This is a genomic window from Shewanella sp. SM23 (genome assembly GCF_025654295.1).
Classification (GTDB): domain Bacteria; phylum Pseudomonadota; class Gammaproteobacteria; order Enterobacterales; family Shewanellaceae; genus Shewanella; species Shewanella oncorhynchi.
Map to the genome: position 1 here is coordinate 92,992 of NZ_JAKKRM010000016.1, position 22,533 is coordinate 115,524.

Here is a 22,533-nt window from a genome sequence, read left to right on the forward strand (position 1 = left end):
CAGGTGAAAGAATTTCCTTCCTGAAGCCGCTGAGCGCACAAAGAAATTTGCGACCCCGCTATTTTGAATCAGGGCATTTCAACCACGTCATGTCAAACCCAGCTTTCGAGACCAAATCACTTCAACCTAAAAGTGTTCTAGCCGATCCAGCACATTTCCCCTCGCAACAACCGAGGCAAACTCCTCAGCAAGACGTTCACTCAAAGCCACAGACGTACGCCAATATTGCATCCGCTGCGCCGTGTCCAGTTGCTTAAAATCTTCACGGTCGGGGATTTTGCCAAAGGGCAATGAAGCGACAAATTCGGCCGATGGCGCCAACACTAGCGCATTGTGATAATTAGCGCGACCTTGGCGCCACTTCAAGGATTTATCGAACCATCCAGGGCTGATGGTCGGATAAAAATGCGGATACAACGTCAGCCCCTTGGCACGGGATAAAGGCAAATCAAAATGATAGTCGGTAATGCCGCCATCGTAATACTGCCCATCGGCAACGCCTTCAATTTGGGATACTGGGGCCAGCAACAAAGGAATCGACCCCGTTGCTAACATCACAGCATCGACATTAGCCTCAGTTAATTCAACCTGCTGACTGGGTAAATCGTTGAGTTGCAAAAAGGGAGATGCTGCAGCTTGTTGGCTAAAGACCACACGTTCAAAATGCCAGCCTAAACTCCGACGGCTCACTAAGTTGGTCGCCGCCGCCATCGCCAGCCCCGCCGCAAGCGGAAGCTTTGCCGTTAAACGATTTAAATGTTTAGCTCGGCACACGACGAAATGACTGTGAATATGAGCGTTATTAACGATTTCCCTGCCACCGTTTGCCCCTAAAATGCCCTGCACTACGCCTTTAACTTGCGCACTGACTTCCTGCGGTGTTGGCATATTGTCGTAACGCTGACCAATATAAAAATCCTCTAAGCGGCCATAGGCTATGAGGGGATCTTGCTGCGCCAAACACGCTAAACGCCACGCCCCTGAAGAAGCGCCGAGTGTATAAAGCGGTGTTTGTCTGTCTTTGAAAAACTCAGAAAACAGATACTTATCTAACCCAGCGATACCAAGCCATTTAGGTCCACCAGAGGCGGCAAGTAGCTGGGTAAAATGCTCAGATTTAAGACCTTGTTCTGCCAAGGTCTTAAATGCCGTTGCTCCCGCGAGAAATCGTAACGCTGACAAATCTGTGTTCCTTCAAATCAATGCCATTAAAGCAAAATAACGCATTAAACCACGATGGCGCACGTCAATAAACAATTCATATCATCGACTTAACTCAGTCGCAATGTGCATGCGACAACGTGTATTGTGCCGTACAAAGCCTCAAAAGCACGCAGGTCGATAGTGAGGTTTTCATCAATATATTCAACTGCATTTTAAATATTATTTAGAACACTAGGCTCTGAGTTAGCATATTTACGTCTTAATGTAACAATTGTTACAGTGATAACCTTCTCGGCATCAGATTGTTATTTTATCTGCACACCTAAGTTCGAGTATTGGGTCACAAACATCATTGAGAGGTTTTTATGCGTCTAGCCGTTATCGCATTGGCAGTGTCATCCACATTGGTTATTCCAGCAGTCCAAGCCGTAGAGCAACAAACCGGCTTCGAAAAAATCGAGATCATAGGCTCACGCATAGCACTACGCACGGCAACTGACAGTGTTGCGCCGGTCGATATCATTACTGCCGAACAACTCGAATCAACAGGTATGACCGAAACCGCTAAAGCGCTGCAATTTGCGGCGCCAAGCTATAGCTTCCCATTCTCCTCGGTGACTGACGGTTCAGATGCGGTGCGCCCCGCGAGCTTACGTGGCCTGTCGCCAGACCACACCTTAGTACTCGTAAATGGCAAGCGTCGCCATGGTTCTGCCCTAGTACATTTAAGTGGCACTATGGGAAAAGGCTCCTCTAACGTCGATTTAAATGCGATTCCAATGACAGCGATAAAACGCATTGAAATTCTCCGAGATGGAGCCTCGGCACAATACGGTTCAGATGCAATTGCTGGCGTAATTAACGTGGTACTCAAGGACAGCGATCAAGGGGGAAGCGTCTCGGCGCAAGCCGGACAAACCTACCAGGGTGACGGTGAGCAATGGCGTGTAGGCGTTAACCATGGGATCAGTTTAAGTAATGATGGTTTTGTGAATATCGCCCTCGAAGCGCATCACAAAGACAGCACAAACCGCGCAGGATTAGATCCACGGCAGCAATACCCTAAGTTCGCAGATGGCTCAGCAGATCCACGCGAAGCGACATTTAACCGTAAGAGCCACCACGTTGGTGATGCCGAATATGATAATGTCGGTTTGTTTATCAATGCGGTTCAGCCTATATCTACCGACGGAAAACTGTATGCCTTTGGTGGTATTAGCCAACGTGAAACTAAATCGGGTGCTTTTTACCGTTTAGCTCTCGATGCCCGTAACTTACCCGAAGTGTATCCCGACGGTTTTTTACCGCAAATTAACCCCAAAATTATCGATTCATCTCTTACCCTAGGCTATGAATTCAACCTGAGTGACTGGGACATTGATGCCTCAGTAGGATATGGTAAAAATTCATTTAACTATAATATCGTCAATACCTTAAATGCTTCCTTAGGCCCTGAAACTCCTACCGAGTTCGACGCAGGAACGTTATCGACCCGTGAAGCCAATATCAATTTGGATATTTCCCGTTATTTTGCCTTTATAAACGATTCTGAAATTCTGTTTGCAACCGGTGTTTCATGGCGCCAAAACGGCTATGAAATTGAAGCCGGAGAAGAAGATTCGTATATCAATGGTGGCTATAATGGTAAAGCGGCGGGTAGCCAAGGCTTCACCGGTTTTACCCCTGAGTCTGAGGTTGATGAAACGCGCGATAACACAGGCATTTATGCCGAACTTGAAAACCAATTAACCAACGAGTTTTACTGGGCGGCAGCGCTACGCTACGAAAACTACTCTGACTTTGGCGGCAACACGAGCTGGAAACTCGCGGGTCGTTACGATTTTACCGACAACTTAGCCCTGCGTGGCACTATCAATACAGGCTTTAGAGCGCCGAGCGTACAACAACTGTACTTCAGCAATATCTCGACGTTGTTTAATCCCGATCCAGTGACGGGGCAACTGGTTCCTATTGAATCAGGCACCTTCAACACCTTATCACCAGTGACAAAGGCGCTTGGAATTAACGAACTAGAACCTGAAATATCGCAATCATTTAGTCTCGGTCTTGTTTATACCAATAACGCTGGCCTCGCGGTAACACTCGACACTTACCAAATAGAGATTGATGATCGCATCATCTTATCTGGCTCCCTAAGAGCGACTGATAGCCCTGCGGTTGCAGCGGCACTTGCGGGCACCAATGCCGATTCAGCACGATTTTTCGTCAATGCCGTCGATAGCCGCACTCGCGGGGTCGATCTCGTTGTTAGCCAAGATATTGATATTGGCACTTGGGGCGATTTACAGGCGAATTTAGCCTATGCCTATAATAAAACCGAGATCCAAGACATCAATCTGCCGTCTATTTTAGGCGGATTAGAAAAGAAACTCTTTGATGGTATAGAAAGAACCCGCATGACGTCTGCTACGCCGCATAACACGGGCAGTATTGGGCTAACCCATGAACTCGGGGATTTTAAAACCAATATCCGCTTAAACTACTTTGGTGACTATAGTGAAGGTTATTCAACGGGCGATGTGAACTATAGCGATCAGTGGGTGATGGATCTGTCGGTAAGATACGCTGCCACCAATGCGCTAAGCTTTACGGCTGGGGTGCAAAATTTGTTTGATGTGTATCCAGAAAAACGACCTGATAACAATAATTTCAATGGTATCTTTGTATACCCATTAACCAATACCCCCTTTGGCTTTAATGGTGGTTACTACTTTTTAGAAGCCAAATACACTTACTAAACCCGTTTTAGCTAAGTTTAATAATACTTGATGTAGAAACAGGTCATTCAATGGCCTGTTTTTTATGCCGACATGTTTAGACCTGCTTCCAATCGACAAAGCTTATGTCCTAACTGTGGTGATCGGATTATAATCTTTACCATTCGCCCATTTCACTTCCACCATGTCGAGTAGCCGATGATCGTCGATACCTTAAAAAACCGCCATATTTATCAATCCTTAAGCCCTCGGCTTGCGACTGCATTAGAACATCTAGCGACGACCGACTTTAGTCAGCTACCCGTAGGCAATTATCCCCTCGATGGCGACAATATTTTTGTGATAGTGAATGACTATCAAACCAAACATAAGTCGACAGAACCCTTTGAAGTTCATCAAAAATATATCGATGTGCAATATGTTTTCAGCGGTGAAGAAGAGTTTGGTTACTTGCCACTAGCGGAGCAAACACCCTCGAAACCCTATTTTGAAAAACACGATTACGTCGAGTTTGATTACGAGGCAAACCAAGCCAATGCCTCTTATATCAAACTCAAAGCAGGCATGTTTGCGTTATTTTTCCCCGGTGACATGCATATGCCCGGCACAGGCGATATCGCCACGGCGGTGCGTAAAGTCGTGATAAAAGTGAAGATCTAAACCTTAAGCCATCTTTGCCGAACCTGAGCGTTCGATTTTTAGAGAAATAGCAACTGAAGAGCGCAGTGATATGCGCTTTGGCTATTTCCGATTAAAGCCAAATATTGCTAAAATTGTCACAAATTTAAAGGAGAGTCCCTGAAATGCCCATTTACGTTGTCGGTCACAAGATCCCAGATTCAGATTCAATCTGCGGTGCTATCGCGTTAGCCTATTTAAAAAACCAAATCGGTGAAGAAGCCATTGCCGCACGTTTAGGTGAATTGTCACCCGAAACTGCTTTTATTTTGGAACGTTTCGGCTTCGAAGCACCGGAATACAAAACCAGCTACGCTGGCGAGCAAGTGTATATCGTTGACCATTCAGAACTGACTCAAGCACCGGATGATATCGCCCAAGCGACTATCATCGGGATTGTCGATCACCACAAGCTAGGCGATCTCACCACAGATACACCGCTAGAATGCTGGATCCGCCCAGTGGGTTGCAGCAACACAGTGATCAAGATGATGTTCGACTTTTACCAAGTCGCTATCCCTAAAAATATCGCTGGCATCATGATGTGCGCCATTCTGAGCGATACCGTGATTTTCAAATCACCGACTTGCACCACTGCAGACATTCGCTGCGTTGAAGCATTAGCTGAGATCGCCGGCGTTGAAGATTTCAAAGAACTGGGCATGGAAATGTTCAAAGTGAAATCCGCCGTACAAGGCACACCAGCACGCGACTTAGTAATGCGTGACTTTAAAGACTTCAACATGAACGGTAACTTGGTCGGTATCGGCCAGTTAGAAGTGATCGACCTGTCAGTATTTGACGATATCAAGGCCGAGCTAGAAGCCGATATCAAAGCGCTCAAAGTGGAAGGTAACCGCCACAGCGTTTTATTGCTGCTGACTGACATCATGAAAGAAGGTTCAGAGTTGTTGATTGTGTCTGACGATGCGGAGCTGACCCAACGTGCCTATGGTAAAGATACCGTTGATGGCAAAGTGTGGTTAGACGGCGTATTAAGCCGTAAGAAACAAGTTGTACCACAGCTACAAGCAGCATTCGCCTAGACATAATATCGTCGCCGAATCGCAACAGTAATAGCGTATTAAGGCCGAACTCAGTTCGGCCTTTTATATTTTTAAGACAAAATTGATATCCTCAGTGCCTTAGCCCTGCTAATCACTGCAAATGAAAACGGGCATGAAACTTTGCTCATAAATCTATCCAACCAGAGAAGTTGGCGAGTATGATGACCCTATCGTCACATTGATTTGATCACTTTCATCTATGCCAGAAGCGCTACAACATATCATCACAGAACTCACGCCTTGGCTGCAGCAATATGGTTATGTTCTGCTATTTGTCGCGATTGCTGTCGAGGGTTTTGGCATTCCGGCGCCAGGACAATCCTTATTAATTGTCGCCAGTTTATTAGCCGCTACAGGGCAAATGTCACTGCCATTGGTATTAATCGTCGCTGCTTGCGGAGCACTCTGCGGTAACTGTTTAGGATATTTTATCGGCTGGCGCTTTGGCGACGTATTACTCAAAAAAGGGTGGATAAAGCCGCCATTGGAAAATAAAATCCACAGCGTTATCGGTCAATATGGCATTGCCGCTTTAGTGCTGAGTCGTTTTGTTGAGGGATTAAAACAATTTATGTTTATCGGCTGCGGTCTCGCTAAAATGCCACTAAAACAATTTGTGATTGGCAATGCTCTCGCCACCAGCATTTGGGTGACGCTCTTTGGATTAGGCCCAGTGTTAATCCGCGATGAAATCGCTCCCATGCTGGCGTTTTACCACCAGCATAAATACCCCACATGGGCCATGGTCAGTCTGATACTCGCCGCACTAATCACTTTTACTTGGCGCAGGTGGCAAACCAAAAATCCGCAGTAACAGCTTTAGAGTCTATTCTTCCGATTCCTTTTGGATCATCTCTATCACCTTATGAGCCTTAACAAAATGGTCTAAACGATGAGTTTGAATCCACCAAGTTGCGGCTTCCATAAGTAGCTCTGGATTATCATTTTTATTCGCAAAGAAAGCGTAAAATGAGAGGCCGACATTATCGCCTTTAGTCTCAATTTTTTTATGACAAACAGTGATGATTTTTGCTCTTAACTCAGCTCTCATATTGACTCATAAAGTTTATTCATCAGCTTATTACCTATTTTCAATGACATACAACACTAGATGTATCCCCTATCACTTACTCCGTACAGCTACCGATCACTTTATGCCTTCAGTTTCAACCTTAGGTTGAGACTCTGCGCCGTCATTTGGCTTAGCCTCAGGCTTTGATTCCGGCGCTTTAATTGGCGCGGGTGACGCCTCAGTCGCAGCAGGCTTATCTTGTTCCTGTGATACGTTTGGCTCCTGCAATGGTGCATTAACCTTAGGTGTCGGTGAACTCTGCTCTTCAGGTAAAGGCTCGACAATAATCACTGGCTCTTGTGGCACAGGCGTTTCACCTTCGGTAGATGTTGCAGCTTCTGACTCTGGCGCTAAGGTGCCGAGATCTTGGTTTGCAGGGCTTTCCACCGCATGTTTAGGTAATTGATTTCGATATAAATCAATCATACGCATCACCTCAGACAAGGCTTTACCATGCTCTGGAGTGAGAATGCCATTGTGCCCAGAGACGATTTCGTCAGACACGGCCAGTACCCATACGGCTTGCATATTGGCATCGGGGCAGGTTTGCACGGTACGACGAGCCTGCAGGCGAGCACGAATTTTCCAGCCCGATTGAGGCAGCGTCATCATACAGCCAGGGATTTGATCGTGCGCCATCAAGGCCGAAGGCATCTTCATTGGTGTAGTGCAATTGCCACCAGAGCATTTGTCAATATCGTGAGTAATAGCCCAAGAGTTCCCGACAGCGCGCTCGCCGTCCTTGATGTAATTGAAGGCTTCTTTCACTGCAAAATCCCCCTTCGATTGCAACACCACCATACTCGGTTTTTGTCTATCTAAGCTCACCAACGTATCTAATGGCTGATACTCTTTAGCAGGTACGGCGGGATTTAACAGTAAGAATAAATTAGGATTATCCTGCTGATTATCAATGGCGGCTTTGATGCGATCTTTACTCGCATGCAAAACAACAGCACCACCAAGACTATGGCCAATCACAGTGTAACGCAGCAGTTTATGCTGTGTTACTAAGCTATCAAGCTTATCCAGCAGCTGTGATAGACCTAACTGCCCGATACGTTTAGCAACCCGTTTACGCTGTAAAATAGTGGGAAAATCTAAGGGTTCAATCCAACTTTTTGCATCATCTGAGCCATCGATCCAAAAAGGATCATATTTATCGCCCCGCCAGCCAATATACAACCCCAACAAGTTGCGCTGGGTATCGGACGCGGCCATTTGCTGATAAAACTGCTCAAAGGCAATAAAGTTTTCATCCTTAGGCTCAGCGCTATGATGCCAGCCATGGACAAAAATCAATAATTCAGGGATCTGTGCAGGCTCTGGATGTAAGATTCGCGTCTCTAAACCTTGCCATTGCCTTTCGTCGTGGGGCTGACCTTTATCATTAAACTCAATCACATGAAAATTTTGCTTAGCGATATCAGGGCCGGGGATGTGGTAAGCCTGATCTGGAATAAAAGGAAGTAGGATGCAGAGTAATAACAACATTAAAAACAGCAACTTGTACTGAGTAAACTTTTTCAGGCTCATTTATAACAACATAATTAACGGCCAAGCTAGGCCAAAATAGACGTGCTGAAAGGGACTAACAGCAAAATTGACGAAATTATACGCTAACGCCATTAACCCAGCTAGTGCCTAAGTTGCTTTTCATCTGAACAGCAACGCTGTTTAACGCCAAGTATCGGGAAGCGTGACTTGGCTCCATAACTCTTGGCACAGCGGCTGACTATTGTGCCAGTCGCCACCGTTAATCCATTTAACGAGGGTATCCCCCACCTTTGGATATGCAATTGGGTTAGGTGATGCCGTTTTAAGCCAGCGCTTAACTATGTTCACATCGAGACTCATCATGCTATCTGCAGCCGCTAAAAGTTGTAACGCCGCCACATTCGATAACTGCTCAAACTGGCCAATCAGTGGTTTGACTAAGAGTTTTTTACCTAAGGTTAATGCTTCGCTGGCAAGCTCAAAACCCGCATTGCCTATCACACCGCCGCAGCTGGCAAGATGTTGCTTAAACCCCTCACGATTAAAACCGTGCCATTTAATATGTTCAGCAACTTGGCCTTTAGGTTGTTGGCTGTGATATACCAAAAACTGATAATCACTAAAATGAGACAGAAAATGAGCAATCATATCCGCATCTTCAAAAGGCAAATAAACTAAAATCTGATGCGTGTGTTCGAATGGGCTGGCATCCACTTCGACAAAGGGCGGCAAAATAGGGAAGCCAAAATGATGCCAATGACACCCCAGCGCCACATCCACTGGAGCAAAATAATTGAGCAGCATCTCATTAAACCAAGTGCTACCGAGTTTTGGCACCGGATGAGTTAACGCCGCCTGATGGCTAATCCCAATGGATGGCACGCCTTGGCGCCGCGCAGCCCAAGCCGACACAGGTTCAAAGTCGTTGAGTACTAAATCGTAGCAACTGAGATCTAATGCTTTAATATCTTTAAATAACGACAAGGACAAATTTTGCCGGACTGTTTGTGGCACATTAACGCGCCCAGAGCACGTCGCAAACGTCATTCCCGCTTGAACGCGATAATCGCCAAAGCACTCCATATCGAAAAACTGATCAGGCTTGCGCCCCGAAAATAGAAAGTCCACTTCAATATCTTGTTTCATCAATGCTTTAGCCATGACGCGTGCACGACTTAAGTGGCCATTCCCTGTGCCTTGAACTCCGTAGAGTATTCGCATTACGTATCCTTAAACTGATGAGTGAAGGAGAATTCCCACTAATGAAATGATTAACAGGCGCATATTTGAATTAAATCACTGGATGAACCAGCAATACCGACCCAATCCCCAATGAGGCTCCCGCCAGAATATCTAAGGGATAATGCACGCCAAGTGCAATACGTGAGCCCCCTATGCTAAAAGCCCATAAATACGCCACAGGAGCCGCCGCTGGATAGATTTGCGCCACGCTCGTTGCCATCACAAAGGCCGCAGCTGTATGACCAGACGGTAAGCTGAAGCGATCCGATGGTTCAAAACCACTCTCAAATCCCACTAATGCATGGCATGGCCGTGTGCGACGAATACTATTTTTCAATAGTAAATACAGAGGTAACTCAACCAAAAAACTCGCTAACATCAAATTAAATAGAGCCTGTCCTTGAGCGTGCGTCAGCATCAAACCCACGGACAAATATAAATACACATGCCCATCGCCACTCGCTGACACCCGCTTTGCATGGGCATATAAACCATGGTGCTGGGTGAAGCTCACGATATGGCAAAACATTCGCTTATCTAAGTCTGCAACGTAACTCAACATAAAACAGGCTCCTTGCTGGCATACCAGCGAGTTTTACTGCGATGTTAATCTGTGCATTCTCTCGACGACGCTTAGAGTGCTTAGTCTGAAACCAACCGACTCACCAAGGCTCTATTCACGATTGAATTCGTTATTGACTGCTCACGGCTAATTTACTGTTTGCTAATAGTTAAACCTAAACCACATTAGCTAAAGCACTATTAGATAGCTTGAGACTAAGAAAGACCTGTGACGGCTAAGTGACATCTGCTCGAAGGTTTTATGACAAGAAGCATGGCTGAGGTTTTGATCTAGAAGGATTCTAGGGACGTTATGCAGGGGCTAAGGGATTTATTTAGAAATAGCGATAGGACTGAGACAGGATATTGTGTTGCTCTAAACGTTAATCTCAAGAGCAACACAATCCAATAAAACTTAGGCTGCGGCGGGAGTATTTGCCTTAGCACGGTAAATTTTTGTCAAATGGTAAATATTAATACAAGCAACAAACGCATTCATGCCGGCCACAGGCCAAGCAGAAATAAACACCCCATAAACCACAAACAGAGTGCATCCTACAAAATTCAACCATCGCAACCAAATGATATTCTTCATCATTAGAGAGATCGCCACCATTATAGAGGCAAAATAACCAATAATTTCAATCGTATTTACAGCTTCCATAGGCACCTCTCGAAGGCCCTCTACCGTCCATAAGCGTAACGGGGGGTCCATGCCCCTAAAGCAAATTAAGTTAAGTAAGTTAAGTTAAGTAAGTTAATTTAAACTTGGGATATAATACCAAAGTGCGCAACAGAGTTGTAATAAAAAACCGTTATTTAATGACCAATATCAAGTTTTACCGAATAAATTCTATAGTGTGACGAAAATTTACTACAGATGTGTTAACAGCCAAGTGGCAACAATACCGTGATTGATAACACTTTTCTTTTCAATAATCCCTTTTATACTGGCGTAAACTCGCTAAACTGTACGCAACGCGGATCAATAGGAGTGTAAATATGGAATACAACACCTCAGAACTATGTGACATGTACTTAGATGTCGTAGATGTAGTCGAGCCCATGTTCAGTAACTACGGTGGTTGTAGCTCTTTTGGCGGTTCTATTAGCACCATCAAGTGCTTTGAAGACAACGGCCTAATTACCGAAGTCCTACAAGAGGATGGCCAAGGTAAAGTCTTACTCATTGATGGCGGTGGCTCATTACGCCGTGCGCTGATCGATGGCGCTATCGCAGAACTTGCGGTTAGCAACAACTGGGAAGGCATTATCGTTTACGGTTCTGTACGCGATGTGGATGCATTGGAAGAGTTAGACATTGGTATTCAGGCCCTTGCCTCAATTCCAGTGGGTGCTGATGGCAATTCAGTGGGTGAAGTGGAAATTCCAGTCAATTTTGGCGGTGTGACTTTCTTACCCGGCGATCACATTTATGCTGATAACACAGGTGTAATTTTATCACCTGAACCACTCGACATTGAGTAATCTCACTGTTCAGTCAAGAAAGCCAGCTAAGCTGGCTTTTTTATTCACTATTTTCAGCGTTTCCCCATTGAATCCTCGCCCTACTCTGGCCACAATAGCTCGACTCTGGCCGAATAAGAATATCAATCTATGCCTGAATTTATTCCTTTTACCCATACCGATATCGCCTCACTAGTCAGCACAAGAACGGGCGAAACTAAGCTAGGCCAATGCGTCCATCTGGCCAATCACGAACACACGTTAGAGACCATACTCGCCACTGCAAAAGCCCACGGGGCAAGCTTTGCCATTATCGGCGTTGGCGAAGATATAGGCCCACGTGCCAATTTAGGCCGCGGCGGTGCAACCGATGCGTTCACAACCAGTATGCGCCAATGGCTCAATTTACAATCGAATCGTTTTCTTTCTGGCGCCGAATGCCTAGTGTTAGGCCAAGTGAACACCGCCGATCTGCAGCAACAAACTACGAGCAATACAACAGCTAACAGTGACGTCACCTTAGATGAATTACGCGATGCAGTGGAACAACTCGATGAGCGTGTGATCCGTATCGTCAGTGCTATTTTAAAAGCGGGTTTAGAACCCATACTCATCGGCGGCGGCCACAACAATGCCTATGGCTTGTTGATGGCAACCTACGGCCACTACCAACGCCAAGTCGCGGCGGTGAATCTCGATCCTCATTCGGATTTTCGTCTGCTCGAAGGTCGTCACAGCGGCAATGGTTTTAGCTATGCAGCCGATCGCGGCGCCTTAGGTTGCTACCATGTACTGGGTTTACACGAGTTAAAAAACAGCGAAGCAAACCTAAGCCAACTCAGCGAATTTGGGGGAACTTGGCATAGCTTGCAACAAATTTGGATTCGCCGTGAAATCAGCCTTAGCCAAGCTTTACTTGAAATCGCCGCCAAACTAAATGACACAGGTTTACCCGTAGGATTAGAACTTGACGTAGATGCTATCGCTAAAATGCCCAGTAGCGCTTCAACCGCTGCAGGTGTGCCATTGCTCGATGCGGCGCATTATGTCAGCTATATCGCCCGCCACTGCCCATGCGCTTATTTGCATTTAGCCGAGGCTGCACCAAGTTGCCACGAAGCGGGAATTGAAGCCGGATTCAGGGATGTAGGCCAAAGCCTAAGCGAGCTTATCTACGCTTATGTGCAGGCTCGCATGCAATTTTTGGCACAATGAATATAACCAGTTGCACCCAACTGGGCGCTAAGCTATTCACCAAATCCTGATATTGTGGTCTAATGCCTGTTCATTTTACGTGGTCGCTAAGCACTTAATCCTACGACTGTTCAGGAGTGCCTCAAGCTAAGGCATTGCAGTTAGTTTACTAGCTCGATCACAGAGTGATAGATCAAAGATTCAGCAAATGCAGGCGATGGCTTACACTCGCAACTAATACATTGCAAAACAATAGGAACACATTGATGTCTGAGGGCGAATCTAAAAGTACCCACTTTGGTTACAAAACCGTAGAGGCCGATAAAAAGGCTGAACTCGTTGCCGGCGTGTTTCATTCTGTTGCCGCTAAGTACGACATAATGAACGATGTGATGTCCTTCGGCATTCACCGTTTTTGGAAACGTTACACCATTGAAGTCTCTGGCGCCCGCCCTGGCATGAAAGTGCTCGATTTGGCCGGCGGTACAGGTGACTTAACCGCAAAATTCTCTCACTTAGTGGGCGATAAAGGTGAAGTGGTTTTAGCTGACATTAACGATTCCATGTTAAAAGTCGGGCGCACTAAGTTGCGCGACAAGGGCATAGTCAACAATGTCAGTTATGTGCAAGCCAACGCCGAAGCACTGCCGTTTCCCGATAACCACTTCGACATTATTACCATCGCCTTTGGTCTGCGTAACGTGACCGATAAAGATGCGGCGCTGCGTTCGATGAACCGCGTGCTTAAGCCTGGTGGCAAGTTATTAGTGCTAGAGTTTTCTAAGCCTCAGCATGAAATCATGCGCAAAGTGTATGATTTATATAGCTTCAAAGTCTTACCTAAGATGGGGGAACTCATCACTAAAGATGCCGACAGCTACGAGTATCTGGCTGAATCGATCCGCATGCACCCAGATCAAGACACATTAAAACAAATGATGGTTGATGCAGGCTTTGAACAAGTCGACTACACCAACATGACCGACGGCATTGTCGCATTGCACCGTGGTTATAAATTCTAATGATGCCGCAAGAAGTTGTGCTGCTTGCCTGCGCCGCAATTGAAACGGGTCTGAAAAAACTTCAGGCCCAAGCGGGCGACGATTATTCGCGCCAGCGCCAGTTGCATGGCAAAGTGTTTCGTATCCAATTATCGCAGCTCAGCTGGCCATTCTATTTAGTGTTTGCCAAAGAGATCCAAGTACTGAGCCGCTATGAAGGCGATGTCGATGTCAGTCTACATGCCGATGCGACGACGCTTTACCGCGTGTCCGAAGGCGCCAACCTAACTGAACTAATCAAGCAAGATAAACTCAAGCTTGAGGGCGATCTCAATTTATTACAAAGCTTTAGCCAATATCTACGCGGTATCGAATTTGACTTTGCCGAGCCAATATCCCGTTATTTAGGTGATGGTCCCACTCACAAACTCATCTGTTCTAGCCATCTGGCAAAAGACTTTGCACTCGAAGTGTTGCGTAAAACCCGCTCCCACTTAGGGCAACTCGCAGTTGAAGAGTATCGCCTCGCACCGCACCCAATTGAGTTAATGCACTTTCGCGATCAGATGGATGATTTAGTTGCCGACACTCGCGCGATTGAACAACGGATTGCCCAATTAAGAGACCAAATTAAGCCATGACCTTTGCCAGTATCCGCCGCGGTTACCACGTCATTAAGACCTTACTTCAGTACGGGTTAGATGACGTATTGCCGCCAAAGATGACACCTTGGTACTTTAAGCTCGCCCGTAACAGCCTATTCTGGATCCGCAATAAGCATAAAAATAAGCCCGGTGGCGAACGCTTAAAACTGGCGATGCAGGAACTCGGCCCCGTTTATATCAAGCTTGGGCAAATGCTCTCAACCCGCCGCGATTTACTCAGCGATGAATGGGCCAGTGAATTGGCCATGCTACAGGACAAAGTGCCGCCCTTTGATGGTTTACTTGCCCGCCAAGCGATTGAAGCTGAGCTAAAAGCGCCGATTGAATCCCTATTTGATGACTTTAATGAAACGCCACTGGCCTCAGCCTCTATTTCTCAGGTGCATACCGCGACTCTCAAATCTAACGGTAAAGACGTCGTACTTAAGGTGCTACGCCCGAATGTAGAAGCCAAGATTCAAGCCGATCTGCAGTTGATGTCGCAAACTGCCAAACTGATTGAATACCTCCTCGGTGAAGGTAACCGCCTGCGCCCTGCTGAAGTGATCGAAGATTACCGCGTGACCATTTTAGGCGAGTTAAACCTTAAGCTCGAAGCCTTAAACGCAGTCAAGCTACGCAACAACTTCCTCAACTCAGATGCGCTCTATGTGCCTTATGTGTATGAAGAGTTTTGCTATCCACGCCTGATGGTGATGGAACGTATTTACGGTATTTCTGTCTCGGATATTGCCGCCCTTAAAGCGCAAGGTACCAACTTTAAGTTATTGGCCGAGCGAGGTGTTGAACTATTTTTTACCCAAGTATTCCGCGATAACTTTTTCCACGCCGACATGCATCCGGGCAATATCTTTATTTCCCGCGATCATCCTGAGAACCCATACTACATTGGGCTCGACTGCGGCATCATGGGCACACTCAGCGAAGTCGATAAGCGCTATCTCGCCGAGAATTTCCTCGCCTTCTTTAATCGCGATTATCACAGAATTGCCCAGCTCTATATTGAGTCTGGCTGGGTATCGGAAAAAACCGATCTACAAGCTTTCGAACAGGCCATCAAAGTGGTGTGTGAACCTATGTTCAACAAGCCGCTCGACGAGATCTCCTTTGGTCATGTGTTGCTGGAATTATTCCGCACTGCGCGCCACTTCGATATCGTGGTGCAACCGCAATTGGTATTGTTGGAAAAAACCTTACTCTACATCGAAGGCTTAGGTCGTCAGCTGTATCCGCAGTTGGATTTATGGCAAACCGCCAAACCCTTTTTAGAGCAGTGGATGGCCGACCAAGTCGGTCCTAAAGCTATGTTTAAAAAGGTATCCACAAAACTGCCATATTGGGCTGATAAACTACCTGAATTCCCTGAACTAATTTACGATAACCTTAAGTTAGGCAGGAAATTGCTGAGTTCTCAGCAACAAATGCTAGATAAGTATTTGAAATATCAGCAGCAGGCACACAAGAGTAACTACTTGCTTATCACTTCTGCCGTTTTATTGATCTGTGGCACGTTATTGATTAATAGAGACGCTACACTATGGACCCCTTATGTTTGTCTAATTTCAGGCATGATATTGTGGTTTGTAGGATGGCGATCTAGGCCAAAGAATCGCAAATTTTAGCTAGCACTAATTAATCAGAGGTTCATAATAGAACCGATATCAATTAAGAGGATACCTTCATGGGTGGTATTAGTATTTGGCAACTGCTTATCGTTGCGTTAATCGTTGTCTTGTTGTTTGGAACTAAGAAATTACGCTCTTTGGGTGGTGATTTAGGTGGTGCGGTTAAAGGCTTCAAAAACGCCATGTCTTCAGAAGAAGACAAGAAGGCATTAGAAGACACCGAAGCGGCTAAAACAGCGCAAACAACTCAACAGGCGACTGAAAAGAAACCTGAGTCTAACAAAGAACAGGCGTAACTCTTTATGTTTGACGGTATCGGCTTTATGGAGCTGCTGCTGATCGGTGTTTTGGGGCTAGTGGTTCTTGGCCCCGAACGTCTACCGGTTGCGGTGCGTTCGGTAACGAGTTGGATCCGTGCGATGAAACGCATGGCGAACTCGGTAAAAGAAGAACTTGAGCAGGAGCTGAAGATCGAGCAGTTGCATGCCGATCTTAAAAAAGCCGAGAGCAAAGGTTTATCTAACCTCTCACCTGAACTCAAAGAGTCTATTGAGCAACTAAAGCAAGCGGCACAGTCAGTGAACCGCCCTTATCAAGTTCAGGATCCGTCAAAAGACACCCCTGAGCCTGAGAATCAAATTCACACTCCTGCTCAAGTGAATCCAGTTCAAGCTAGCCAAACTAATCCAACAGCCACTGTAGAGGCGAGTCAAACATCGGCTTCTCCCGCTACTTCAAGTGAGCCATCTCAGGGCGTGGATACCCGTTCTAACCCGAAAGCCAACGGATAATTCATGTCGCAACAGCAGCCACTTATCAGCCATTTGCTTGAACTTAGGTCCAAGCTGCTAAAATCCATTGCCAGTGTGTTATTAGTGTTCATTTGTAGTGTGTACTGGGCAAATGATATCTACCACTACATGGCAATACCTTTAATGCAATCTTTGCCTCTTGGTGGCAGCATGATTGCGACGGATGTCGCTGCACCATTTTTTGCACCTTTCAAACTAACCCTCGTTTTATCATTTTTTGTGGCAGTGCCCTACGTGTTATTTCAAATTTGGTCCTTTGTGGCACCGGGTTTATATAAACATGAAAAACGCTTAGTGATGCCACTGCTATTCAGCAGTACCTTATTGTTTTATCTCGGTATTGCATTTGCTTATTATCTTGTATTCCCTGTTGTTTTTGGTTTTTTTGCTAACAATGCGCCAGAGGGAGTTCAAGTTGCGACAGATATTACCAGTTACCTTAACTTCATTCTGAAGCTATTCTTTGCCTTCGGTCTATCCTTTGAAATCCCCATTGCCGTTGTTTTACTCTGCTGGTCAGGTGTCACTACACCTGAAGATCTCAAGCAAAAACGTCCTTATATCATAGTGGGCGCCTTTGTCGTCGGCATGCTATTAACCCCACCGGATGTGATTTCCCAGACTATGCTTGCTGTACCAATGCTGTTATTGTTCGAAGGCGGTTTATTAGCGGCTCGTTTCTACAGCAAACCAGATGACGAGTCAGACGAAGATACTGAACAAACAAACGACTAACGTCCTCGAAGGCGTTAGGGGAATAATATAATAAGGAACATTCTCATGCGCTTAACTCTTATCACGGCAGCGATCATGCTTGTATCTGTCCAAGCAAATGCCAGCATTGAACAACAGTTAACCCAATGTGCAACAACCGCCGATAAACTCGACCGCTTGATTTGCTATGACAAGCTAGCTGAAAGCGTAAAAGCTGACACCATTAGCACTCAAGCGATACCGGCTACAGTAGCAACAGTTGCAGTCCCTACTACTGCAGCAGCGATAGTGGCAACCGCCCCCCAAGCACCAGCGGCAAAAATTGCCGATGACTTTGGGATGGAAGCCAAGCGTGTTCAAGAAAATACTGTCGATAAGATTTATTTAGAGATTCAATCTATAGCCGAAGATGCCTACGGAGACATTAAAGTGACTTTCACTAACGGTCAGGTATGGAAACAAACTGATGGCCGTAAGTACAATGTTAAGCAAGGTGAAACTGTCTATATTGAAAAAGCCGCTTTAGGTTCTTTTTTAATGGGTACCGATGATCGCAATGCCAAGGTTCGGGTAAAACGCCTAAAATAATGCCCTCATACATAGATATCGCTGTCAATTTACTTGGCAGCGCACTCGAACAAGATACTGTATCGATAATACAAGCGGCGGCGGACCAAGGGGTTTCGCCGTTAATTGTTATTGGCAGCGATTTAACTGAAAGTGCGGCAGCTATTGCTGTATGCGAGCAATATCCTAACCAACTTTATTGCACTGCTGGTGTGCATCCCCACCATGCCAGTGGTTGGCATGATGGCTCAAACGCTCGACAAGCTGAACTCTGTCACGCACCGCAAGTGGTTGCCGTTGGCGAATGTGGTTTAGACTACAATCGTGATTTCTCCCCGAGACCTATCCAGCGCCAAGCTTTTATTGCCCAACTCGCCTTAGCCGTTGAACTTCAAATGCCCGTACTGATGCACGAGCGCGATGCCCACGAAGACTTTATCGCAATCCTGCGTGAATATCGACCTCAGCTTAATGGTGCGCTTTTACATTGTTTCACAGGCACTCACGCACAGATGGAAGCCTATATTGACCTCGATTTACACTTAGGCATAACAGGTTGGGTCTGTGATGAAAGACGCGGCCAAGAACTAGCGCAACTCGTCCCCTTTATTCCGCAGAATCGCATTTTAATCGAGACAGATAGCCCTTACCTACTCCCCCGTAGTATGCGACCTAAGCCTAAATCGAGCAAAAACAAGCCCGAATACCTTCCTTATATCGCAAATTATATTGCAAACCTACGCGGAGAGGATGCGGATGAGTTTGCAAAACGTTGCTACCAAAATAGCTTAGCGTTTTTTAATTTGGATCGAATCCATGCTTAACAAAAACATGCCACTCATATTCTTGATGTGGCTATGGATATGCCCAACACAGGCCTTGGCAACCCTATTGAGCATTGACGAGTCAACCACGACGCCTTTAAACCTTACGCCTTGGTTAATGGTCAGCCACCCTACACCAGCAAAAGAACTGGCCGAAATACAAGCTTTGCCAAAAACTGATTGGCATAACTTTACCAATAAAGACATTCAAAAACTCAGCGGCCATGATTTTTGGCTCAGTTTCAGCTTAACCAGCCCTGACGAAACACTTTCGCGCATTTTAGCGCTAGATAACCCTTTGTTAGACAAGGTAACTATCTACCATTTAGTCAATAATAAACTCATGAATACTGTGCTGATGGGTGATATATTCCCCTATGAGGATCGACCATTCTTGAGTAATATTTTCCTATATCCTTTCAAGATCAACACAGATGACTCCCATACTTTCTATCTGCATATTCAAACTGAAGGTAGTGCTGCAGTACCATTAAACCTATGGTCTTCTAATGACTTAGCTCAAATTGCCGAATCTACCGCCGTTGAGCATGGATTCCAACTCGGTGTACTTGCCGCAATTGGCATTTTTAGTCTTTTTATCGCCATAGCATCGGGCTCATTCAGCTACAGCTATTACTCTGGCTATGTCCTTAGCATGACCTTACTCGTCGCCACGATTAACGGTTTTGCCTTCCGATTCCTCTGGCCAGACTGGCCGCTATTACAGCAAGTTATGGTGCCGTTTTTACTGCCAATCGTTATGGCATTTGCGTTAATGTTTACTGAAAAAATATTACAGCTCAAATATTTAAACCGCCGTATGTTACTCACTTGTCGCTATAGTGCTGTGTATATCCTCTGTGTGGGACTTGCCACACCTTTCATCCAATATGGTACAGCGTTATATATTGAGATCATTTCAGTTGCTGTACTCAGCTTGGTCCTCATGGTCTTTGCCATTACTCAGGCCATCAATGGCCATAAACTGGCACGTATGTACACTATTGGCTGGGTGAGTATGCTGACTGGAGCTTGCATCAGTAGCTTGCTATATCTCAGCGTGATTGACCTCAATTTAAAACCGCAAACGCCTGTGATGCTTGGGCTGACTTTTGAAATTATCTTTATGTCTCTGGTGCTCGCCATCCGCTATAACGATGAGCGCAAAGCTAAACTTCGTATCCAGCAAGAAGCCTTAAAGCAAGCACAGAAAATTCGTAGTGCGCGGGAAGAAGCCCTAAAAGCGGAAGCCGAGAGCAATGAGAAACTCGAACAAATGGTGCAAGAGCGTACTTTAGAACTGGAGATCACCCTCAGAGAATTACATGAAGTAAACCAAAAACTCACAGAACAAAGCACTATCGACAGTTTAACTGGGGTCAAAAACCGCAGTGCCTTTGATAAACGTTTGATCGCTGAAAGCCGGATCAGTCGCAGGCAAGAAACACCCATAGCACTGTTAATGCTTGATATTGATCGTTTCAAGCTGATCAACGACAGATTCGGTCATCTTGCAGGCGATCAAGCATTACGTACAATAGCTCAAACATTACAACAGCATTTAAAACGGCCAACGGATCTAGTGTCACGTTTTGGGGGGGAGGAATTTGCTATCATCCTTCCTAATACAACTGCAGAAGGTGCTCTCCAAGTTGCTGAAACAATAAGAGACGCTGTTGCCTCTATTCATTTTGAATGGGAAGGTGAAGCGATACCTTTGACTATCAGTATCGGAGTCAGTGCCGATATAGTGACCCACGATCAACACAGTACTAAATTACTAGAACAAGCAGATAAAGCACTCTACCAAGCAAAAAACGGTGGACGTAATCAAGTCAGCTTGTATTTGTCGGATCAAGCAAGACCAGTACCTAATTAGGAGTCAAATGTGAATATCATTACCAGTGCCTTCCCTCAGCGTAGAATGCGCCGCATGCGTAAACATGATTTTAGCCGTCGCCTCATGGCCGAAAATCATCTAACGGTCAATGACTTGATTTACCCAATGTTTATTCTAGAAGGCACTAATCGCAGTGAAAAAATAGCCTCTATGCCCGGTGTTGAACGCTACTCGATAGACTTGCTACTGAAAGAAGCTGAAGAACTGGTTGAGTTAGGTATCCCATTGATCGCACTTTTCCCTGTGACACCTGCAGAGAAAAAAACATTAATGGCAGAAGAAGCCTATAACGCAGATGCCCTAGTGCAACGTGCAGTGCGTGAGCTAAAAAAAGCCTTTCCACAGCTCGGCATCATGACTGACGTGGCACTAGATCCTTTCACCACTCACGGTCAAGACGGCATCATAGACGAAACGGGTTATATCCTTAACGATATCACCACCGAGATTTTAGTGAAGCAAGCACTGTCACACGCCGATGCTGGAGCTGACATCATTGCACCATCGGACATGATGGATGGCCGTATTGGCGCGATTCGCCAAGCATTAGAAGCGGCAGGGCACGTCAACACCCAAATCATGGCTTACTCGGCAAAATACTCTTCAAACTACTACGGTCCATTCCGTGATGCCGTAGGCTCAGCGGGTAACCTCAAAGGTGGCAATAAGCATAGCTATCAAATGGATCCAGCGAACAGTGACGAAGCTTTGCATGAAGTCGCACTCGATATCCAAGAAGGAGCTGATATGGTGATGGTTAAGCCAGGTATGCCGTATTTAGATATAGTGCATCGCGTTAAAACTGAACTTGCAGTACCAACATTCGCCTATCAAGTCAGTGGTGAATACGCCATGCATATGGCTGCAATCCAGAATGGATGGTTAGCCGAAAAAGCCATCGTCATGGAATCCCTCCTTTGCTTTAAACGTGCAGGCGCAGACGGTATTTTAACTTACTTCGCTAAACGTGCTGCCCAGTGGCTTAAGGAAGCTTAAGCAACCTAATGCTAAGGAACCACCTCAAAGCAGCCTTCTGGCTGCTTTTTTTATCGATTAATAGTGAATAATCTGGAAGCAAAGCTTGTGTATTGAGGGGAAGAAAAGACTCGCCAACAAAGCTAATAGCAATATTTACAGTCGGCAGCATTATTATTAGTGCAAAGAATGTTCAGATTACAGACGCAAAAAAGCCAGCTTATTCAGCTGGCTTGGTTACATCTCAATGAGATAATTAGGCGCTTGGCGATGACCTACTCTCACATGGGGAGACCCCACACTACCATCGGCGCGTTTGCGTTTCACTTCTGAGTTCGGGATGGGATCAGGTGGTTCCACAAGGCTATTGTCACCAAGCAAATTCTTTATTCTAGGATTAAACACTAAATTGTAATGGTGCTGATACCCAGAATCGAACTGGGGACCTCATCCTTACCAAGGATGCGCTCTACCGACTGAGCCATATCAGCAATTCTATACTAATCAATTAAGATTATTTAAATTAGGCGCTTGGCGATGACCTACTCTCACATGGGGAGACCCCACACTACCATCGGCGCGTTTGCGTTTCACTTCTGAGTTCGGGATGGGATCAGGTGGTTCCACAAGGCTATTGTCACCAAGCAAATTCTGTTTATTACCGTGTCCATCACTGGCTCACGCTAATAATAATTCGGAAAGCTGATTTGCTTTGTTTGAGTTCAAACTTTATCAAGTATCTGTATTCTATCTAAGGTCGCTTAGCAAAA

General features: G+C 45.7%; 22 protein-coding genes, 1 tRNA gene and 2 rRNA genes. 16 read left to right on the forward strand and 9 right to left on the reverse strand.

What is annotated here, in order from left to right; all coding sequences use genetic code 11:
- Positions 1-126: 126 nt before the first annotated feature.
- Entirely contained in the window at positions 127-1,182 is a 1,056-nt protein-coding gene (locus L5L98_RS17520) for an alpha/beta hydrolase (protein ID WP_105251224.1), read from the reverse strand.
- Between the two features lie 347 nt (positions 1,183-1,529).
- Between L5L98_RS17520 and L5L98_RS17525 the strand changes: the two genes are divergently transcribed.
- The 4 genes from L5L98_RS17525 (at position 1,530) to L5L98_RS17540 (ending at position 6,461) form a co-directional block, all read left to right on the forward strand.
- Positions 1,530-3,923 carry a TonB-dependent receptor plug domain-containing protein gene (locus L5L98_RS17525; RefSeq protein WP_263142595.1) on the forward strand — a complete coding sequence of 798 codons (2,394 nt, stop codon included), beginning with the start codon at positions 1,530-1,532 and terminating at the stop codon, positions 3,921-3,923.
- A gap of 177 nt (positions 3,924-4,100) precedes the next feature.
- The gene (locus tag L5L98_RS17530; protein ID WP_263142597.1) at positions 4,101-4,562 is read left to right on the forward strand and encodes a YhcH/YjgK/YiaL family protein; all 462 of its coding nucleotides are present in this window, start codon (positions 4,101-4,103) and stop codon (positions 4,560-4,562) included.
- Positions 4,563-4,705: 143 nt separating this feature from the next.
- Positions 4,706-5,626, forward strand: coding sequence for a manganese-dependent inorganic pyrophosphatase (locus L5L98_RS17535; RefSeq protein WP_263142598.1), 921 nt, complete (start codon positions 4,706-4,708; stop codon positions 5,624-5,626).
- A 220-nt stretch (positions 5,627-5,846) separates the two neighbouring features.
- A complete protein-coding gene (locus tag L5L98_RS17540; protein ID WP_173247299.1) occupies positions 5,847-6,461 on the forward strand; it encodes a DedA family protein in 615 nt (204 codons plus the stop codon).
- Between the two features lie 12 nt (positions 6,462-6,473).
- Here L5L98_RS17540 and L5L98_RS17545 read toward each other — a convergent pair whose 3' ends face one another.
- The 5 genes from L5L98_RS17545 to L5L98_RS17565 all read right to left on the reverse strand — a co-directional run bounded on the left by L5L98_RS17545 (position 6,474) and on the right by L5L98_RS17565 (position 10,683).
- Complete coding sequence (locus tag L5L98_RS17545) at positions 6,474-6,698, reverse strand: DUF6500 family protein (protein ID WP_173247302.1); 225 nt, start codon at positions 6,696-6,698, stop codon at positions 6,474-6,476.
- 96 nt (positions 6,699-6,794) lie between these two features.
- Positions 6,795-8,255, reverse strand: coding sequence for a thioesterase (locus L5L98_RS17550; RefSeq protein ID WP_263142599.1), 1,461 nt, complete (start codon positions 8,253-8,255; stop codon positions 6,795-6,797).
- Positions 8,256-8,396: 141 nt separating this feature from the next.
- Complete coding sequence (locus tag L5L98_RS17555) at positions 8,397-9,437, reverse strand: MJ1255/VC2487 family glycosyltransferase (RefSeq protein WP_173496417.1); 1,041 nt, start codon at positions 9,435-9,437, stop codon at positions 8,397-8,399.
- A 70-nt stretch (positions 9,438-9,507) separates the two neighbouring features.
- Entirely contained in the window at positions 9,508-10,020 is a 513-nt protein-coding gene (locus L5L98_RS17560) for a phosphatase PAP2 family protein (RefSeq protein WP_105251216.1), read from the reverse strand.
- A gap of 414 nt (positions 10,021-10,434) precedes the next feature.
- Complete coding sequence (locus L5L98_RS17565; RefSeq protein WP_113940145.1) at positions 10,435-10,683, reverse strand: YgjV family protein; 249 nt, start codon at positions 10,681-10,683, stop codon at positions 10,435-10,437.
- 338 nt (positions 10,684-11,021) lie between these two features.
- Between L5L98_RS17565 and rraA the strand changes: the two genes are divergently transcribed.
- The 12 genes from rraA (at position 11,022) to hemB (ending at position 21,784) form a co-directional block, all read left to right on the forward strand.
- Positions 11,022-11,507, forward strand: a complete 486-nt coding sequence (gene rraA / locus L5L98_RS17570) for a ribonuclease E activity regulator RraA (RefSeq protein ID WP_105251214.1) — start codon at positions 11,022-11,024, stop codon at positions 11,505-11,507.
- A 129-nt stretch (positions 11,508-11,636) separates the two neighbouring features.
- A complete protein-coding gene (locus L5L98_RS17575; protein WP_263142600.1) occupies positions 11,637-12,701 on the forward strand; it encodes a formimidoylglutamase in 1,065 nt (354 codons plus the stop codon).
- 245 nt (positions 12,702-12,946) lie between these two features.
- Positions 12,947-13,702 carry a bifunctional demethylmenaquinone methyltransferase/2-methoxy-6-polyprenyl-1,4-benzoquinol methylase UbiE gene (ubiE, locus tag L5L98_RS17580; RefSeq protein ID WP_006083326.1) on the forward strand — a complete coding sequence of 252 codons (756 nt, stop codon included), beginning with the start codon at positions 12,947-12,949 and terminating at the stop codon, positions 13,700-13,702.
- Positions 13,702-14,322: an SCP2 domain-containing protein gene (locus L5L98_RS17585; protein ID WP_105251212.1), complete on the forward strand. Its 621-nt coding sequence runs from the start codon at positions 13,702-13,704 to the stop codon at positions 14,320-14,322. The genes ubiE and L5L98_RS17585 overlap by 1 nt, the downstream gene beginning before the upstream one ends.
- Entirely contained in the window at positions 14,319-15,968 is a 1,650-nt protein-coding gene (gene ubiB, locus L5L98_RS17590; RefSeq protein ID WP_263142605.1) for a ubiquinone biosynthesis regulatory protein kinase UbiB, read from the forward strand. Before L5L98_RS17585 ends, ubiB begins: the two co-directional genes overlap by 4 nt.
- A 59-nt stretch (positions 15,969-16,027) precedes the next feature.
- A complete protein-coding gene (tatA, locus tag L5L98_RS17595; RefSeq protein WP_006083329.1) occupies positions 16,028-16,267 on the forward strand; it encodes a Sec-independent protein translocase subunit TatA in 240 nt (79 codons plus the stop codon).
- Positions 16,268-16,273: 6 nt separating this feature from the next.
- Positions 16,274-16,762: a Sec-independent protein translocase protein TatB gene (gene tatB, locus L5L98_RS17600; protein ID WP_263142608.1), complete on the forward strand. Its 489-nt coding sequence runs from the start codon at positions 16,274-16,276 to the stop codon at positions 16,760-16,762.
- A 3-nt stretch (positions 16,763-16,765) separates the two neighbouring features.
- Positions 16,766-17,518, forward strand: coding sequence for a twin-arginine translocase subunit TatC (tatC, locus tag L5L98_RS17605; protein ID WP_113940134.1), 753 nt, complete (start codon positions 16,766-16,768; stop codon positions 17,516-17,518).
- Between the two features lie 45 nt (positions 17,519-17,563).
- Positions 17,564-18,085 (forward strand): hypothetical protein, encoded by a 522-nt coding sequence (locus tag L5L98_RS17610; protein WP_263142610.1) that lies wholly within the window; start codon positions 17,564-17,566, stop codon positions 18,083-18,085.
- Positions 18,085-18,888 (forward strand): TatD family hydrolase, encoded by an 804-nt coding sequence (locus L5L98_RS17615; RefSeq protein WP_263142611.1) that lies wholly within the window; start codon positions 18,085-18,087, stop codon positions 18,886-18,888. The genes L5L98_RS17610 and L5L98_RS17615 overlap by 1 nt, the downstream gene beginning before the upstream one ends.
- Entirely contained in the window at positions 18,881-20,767 is a 1,887-nt protein-coding gene (locus L5L98_RS17620) for a diguanylate cyclase (protein WP_263142613.1), read from the forward strand. Before L5L98_RS17615 ends, L5L98_RS17620 begins: the two co-directional genes overlap by 8 nt.
- A gap of 9 nt (positions 20,768-20,776) precedes the next feature.
- A complete protein-coding gene (gene hemB / locus L5L98_RS17625) occupies positions 20,777-21,784 on the forward strand; it encodes a porphobilinogen synthase (RefSeq protein ID WP_105251204.1) in 1,008 nt (335 codons plus the stop codon).
- A gap of 241 nt (positions 21,785-22,025) precedes the next feature.
- Here the strand turns inward: hemB and rrf (L5L98_RS17630) are convergent.
- From rrf (L5L98_RS17630) to rrf (L5L98_RS17640), 3 genes are all read right to left on the reverse strand, one after another.
- A 5S ribosomal RNA gene (rrf, locus tag L5L98_RS17630) occupies positions 22,026-22,141 on the reverse strand.
- 37 nt (positions 22,142-22,178) lie between these two features.
- Positions 22,179-22,254, reverse strand: a tRNA-Thr gene (locus L5L98_RS17635).
- A 38-nt stretch (positions 22,255-22,292) separates the two neighbouring features.
- A 5S ribosomal RNA gene (gene rrf / locus L5L98_RS17640) occupies positions 22,293-22,408 on the reverse strand.
- Positions 22,409-22,533: the final 125 nt, after the last annotated feature.

Bases quoted from the DNA above. Each gene is read 5' to 3' on its own strand.
- tatB (WP_263142608.1), top strand. From the start codon at position 16,274: ATGTTTGACGGTATCGGCTTTATGGAGCTGCTGCTGATCGGTGTTTTG.
- rraA (WP_105251214.1), top strand. From the start codon at position 11,022: ATGGAATACAACACCTCAGAACTATGTGACATGTACTTAGATGTCGTA.
- L5L98_RS17575 (WP_263142600.1), top strand. From the start codon at position 11,637: ATGCCTGAATTTATTCCTTTTACCCATACCGATATCGCCTCACTAGTC.
- L5L98_RS17620 (WP_263142613.1), top strand. From the start codon at position 18,881: ATGCTTAACAAAAACATGCCACTCATATTCTTGATGTGGCTATGGATA.
- L5L98_RS17565 (WP_113940145.1), bottom strand. From the start codon at position 10,683: ATGGAAGCTGTAAATACGATTGAAATTATTGGTTATTTTGCCTCTATA.
- tatA (WP_006083329.1), top strand. From the start codon at position 16,028: ATGGGTGGTATTAGTATTTGGCAACTGCTTATCGTTGCGTTAATCGTT.
- L5L98_RS17610 (WP_263142610.1), top strand. From the start codon at position 17,564: ATGCGCTTAACTCTTATCACGGCAGCGATCATGCTTGTATCTGTCCAA.
- L5L98_RS17535 (WP_263142598.1), top strand. From the start codon at position 4,706: ATGCCCATTTACGTTGTCGGTCACAAGATCCCAGATTCAGATTCAATC.
- ubiE (WP_006083326.1), top strand. From the start codon at position 12,947: ATGTCTGAGGGCGAATCTAAAAGTACCCACTTTGGTTACAAAACCGTA.
- L5L98_RS17615 (WP_263142611.1), top strand. From the start codon at position 18,085: ATGCCCTCATACATAGATATCGCTGTCAATTTACTTGGCAGCGCACTC.
- L5L98_RS17530 (WP_263142597.1), top strand. From the start codon at position 4,101: ATGATCGTCGATACCTTAAAAAACCGCCATATTTATCAATCCTTAAGC.
- L5L98_RS17525 (WP_263142595.1), top strand. From the start codon at position 1,530: ATGCGTCTAGCCGTTATCGCATTGGCAGTGTCATCCACATTGGTTATT.
- L5L98_RS17555 (WP_173496417.1), bottom strand. From the start codon at position 9,437: ATGCGAATACTCTACGGAGTTCAAGGCACAGGGAATGGCCACTTAAGT.
- L5L98_RS17540 (WP_173247299.1), top strand. From the start codon at position 5,847: ATGCCAGAAGCGCTACAACATATCATCACAGAACTCACGCCTTGGCTG.
- L5L98_RS17560 (WP_105251216.1), bottom strand. From the start codon at position 10,020: ATGTTGAGTTACGTTGCAGACTTAGATAAGCGAATGTTTTGCCATATC.
- L5L98_RS17550 (WP_263142599.1), bottom strand. From the start codon at position 8,255: ATGAGCCTGAAAAAGTTTACTCAGTACAAGTTGCTGTTTTTAATGTTG.
- L5L98_RS17545 (WP_173247302.1), bottom strand. From the start codon at position 6,698: ATGAGAGCTGAGTTAAGAGCAAAAATCATCACTGTTTGTCATAAAAAA.
- L5L98_RS17585 (WP_105251212.1), top strand. From the start codon at position 13,702: ATGATGCCGCAAGAAGTTGTGCTGCTTGCCTGCGCCGCAATTGAAACG.
- tatC (WP_113940134.1), top strand. From the start codon at position 16,766: ATGTCGCAACAGCAGCCACTTATCAGCCATTTGCTTGAACTTAGGTCC.
- ubiB (WP_263142605.1), top strand. From the start codon at position 14,319: ATGACCTTTGCCAGTATCCGCCGCGGTTACCACGTCATTAAGACCTTA.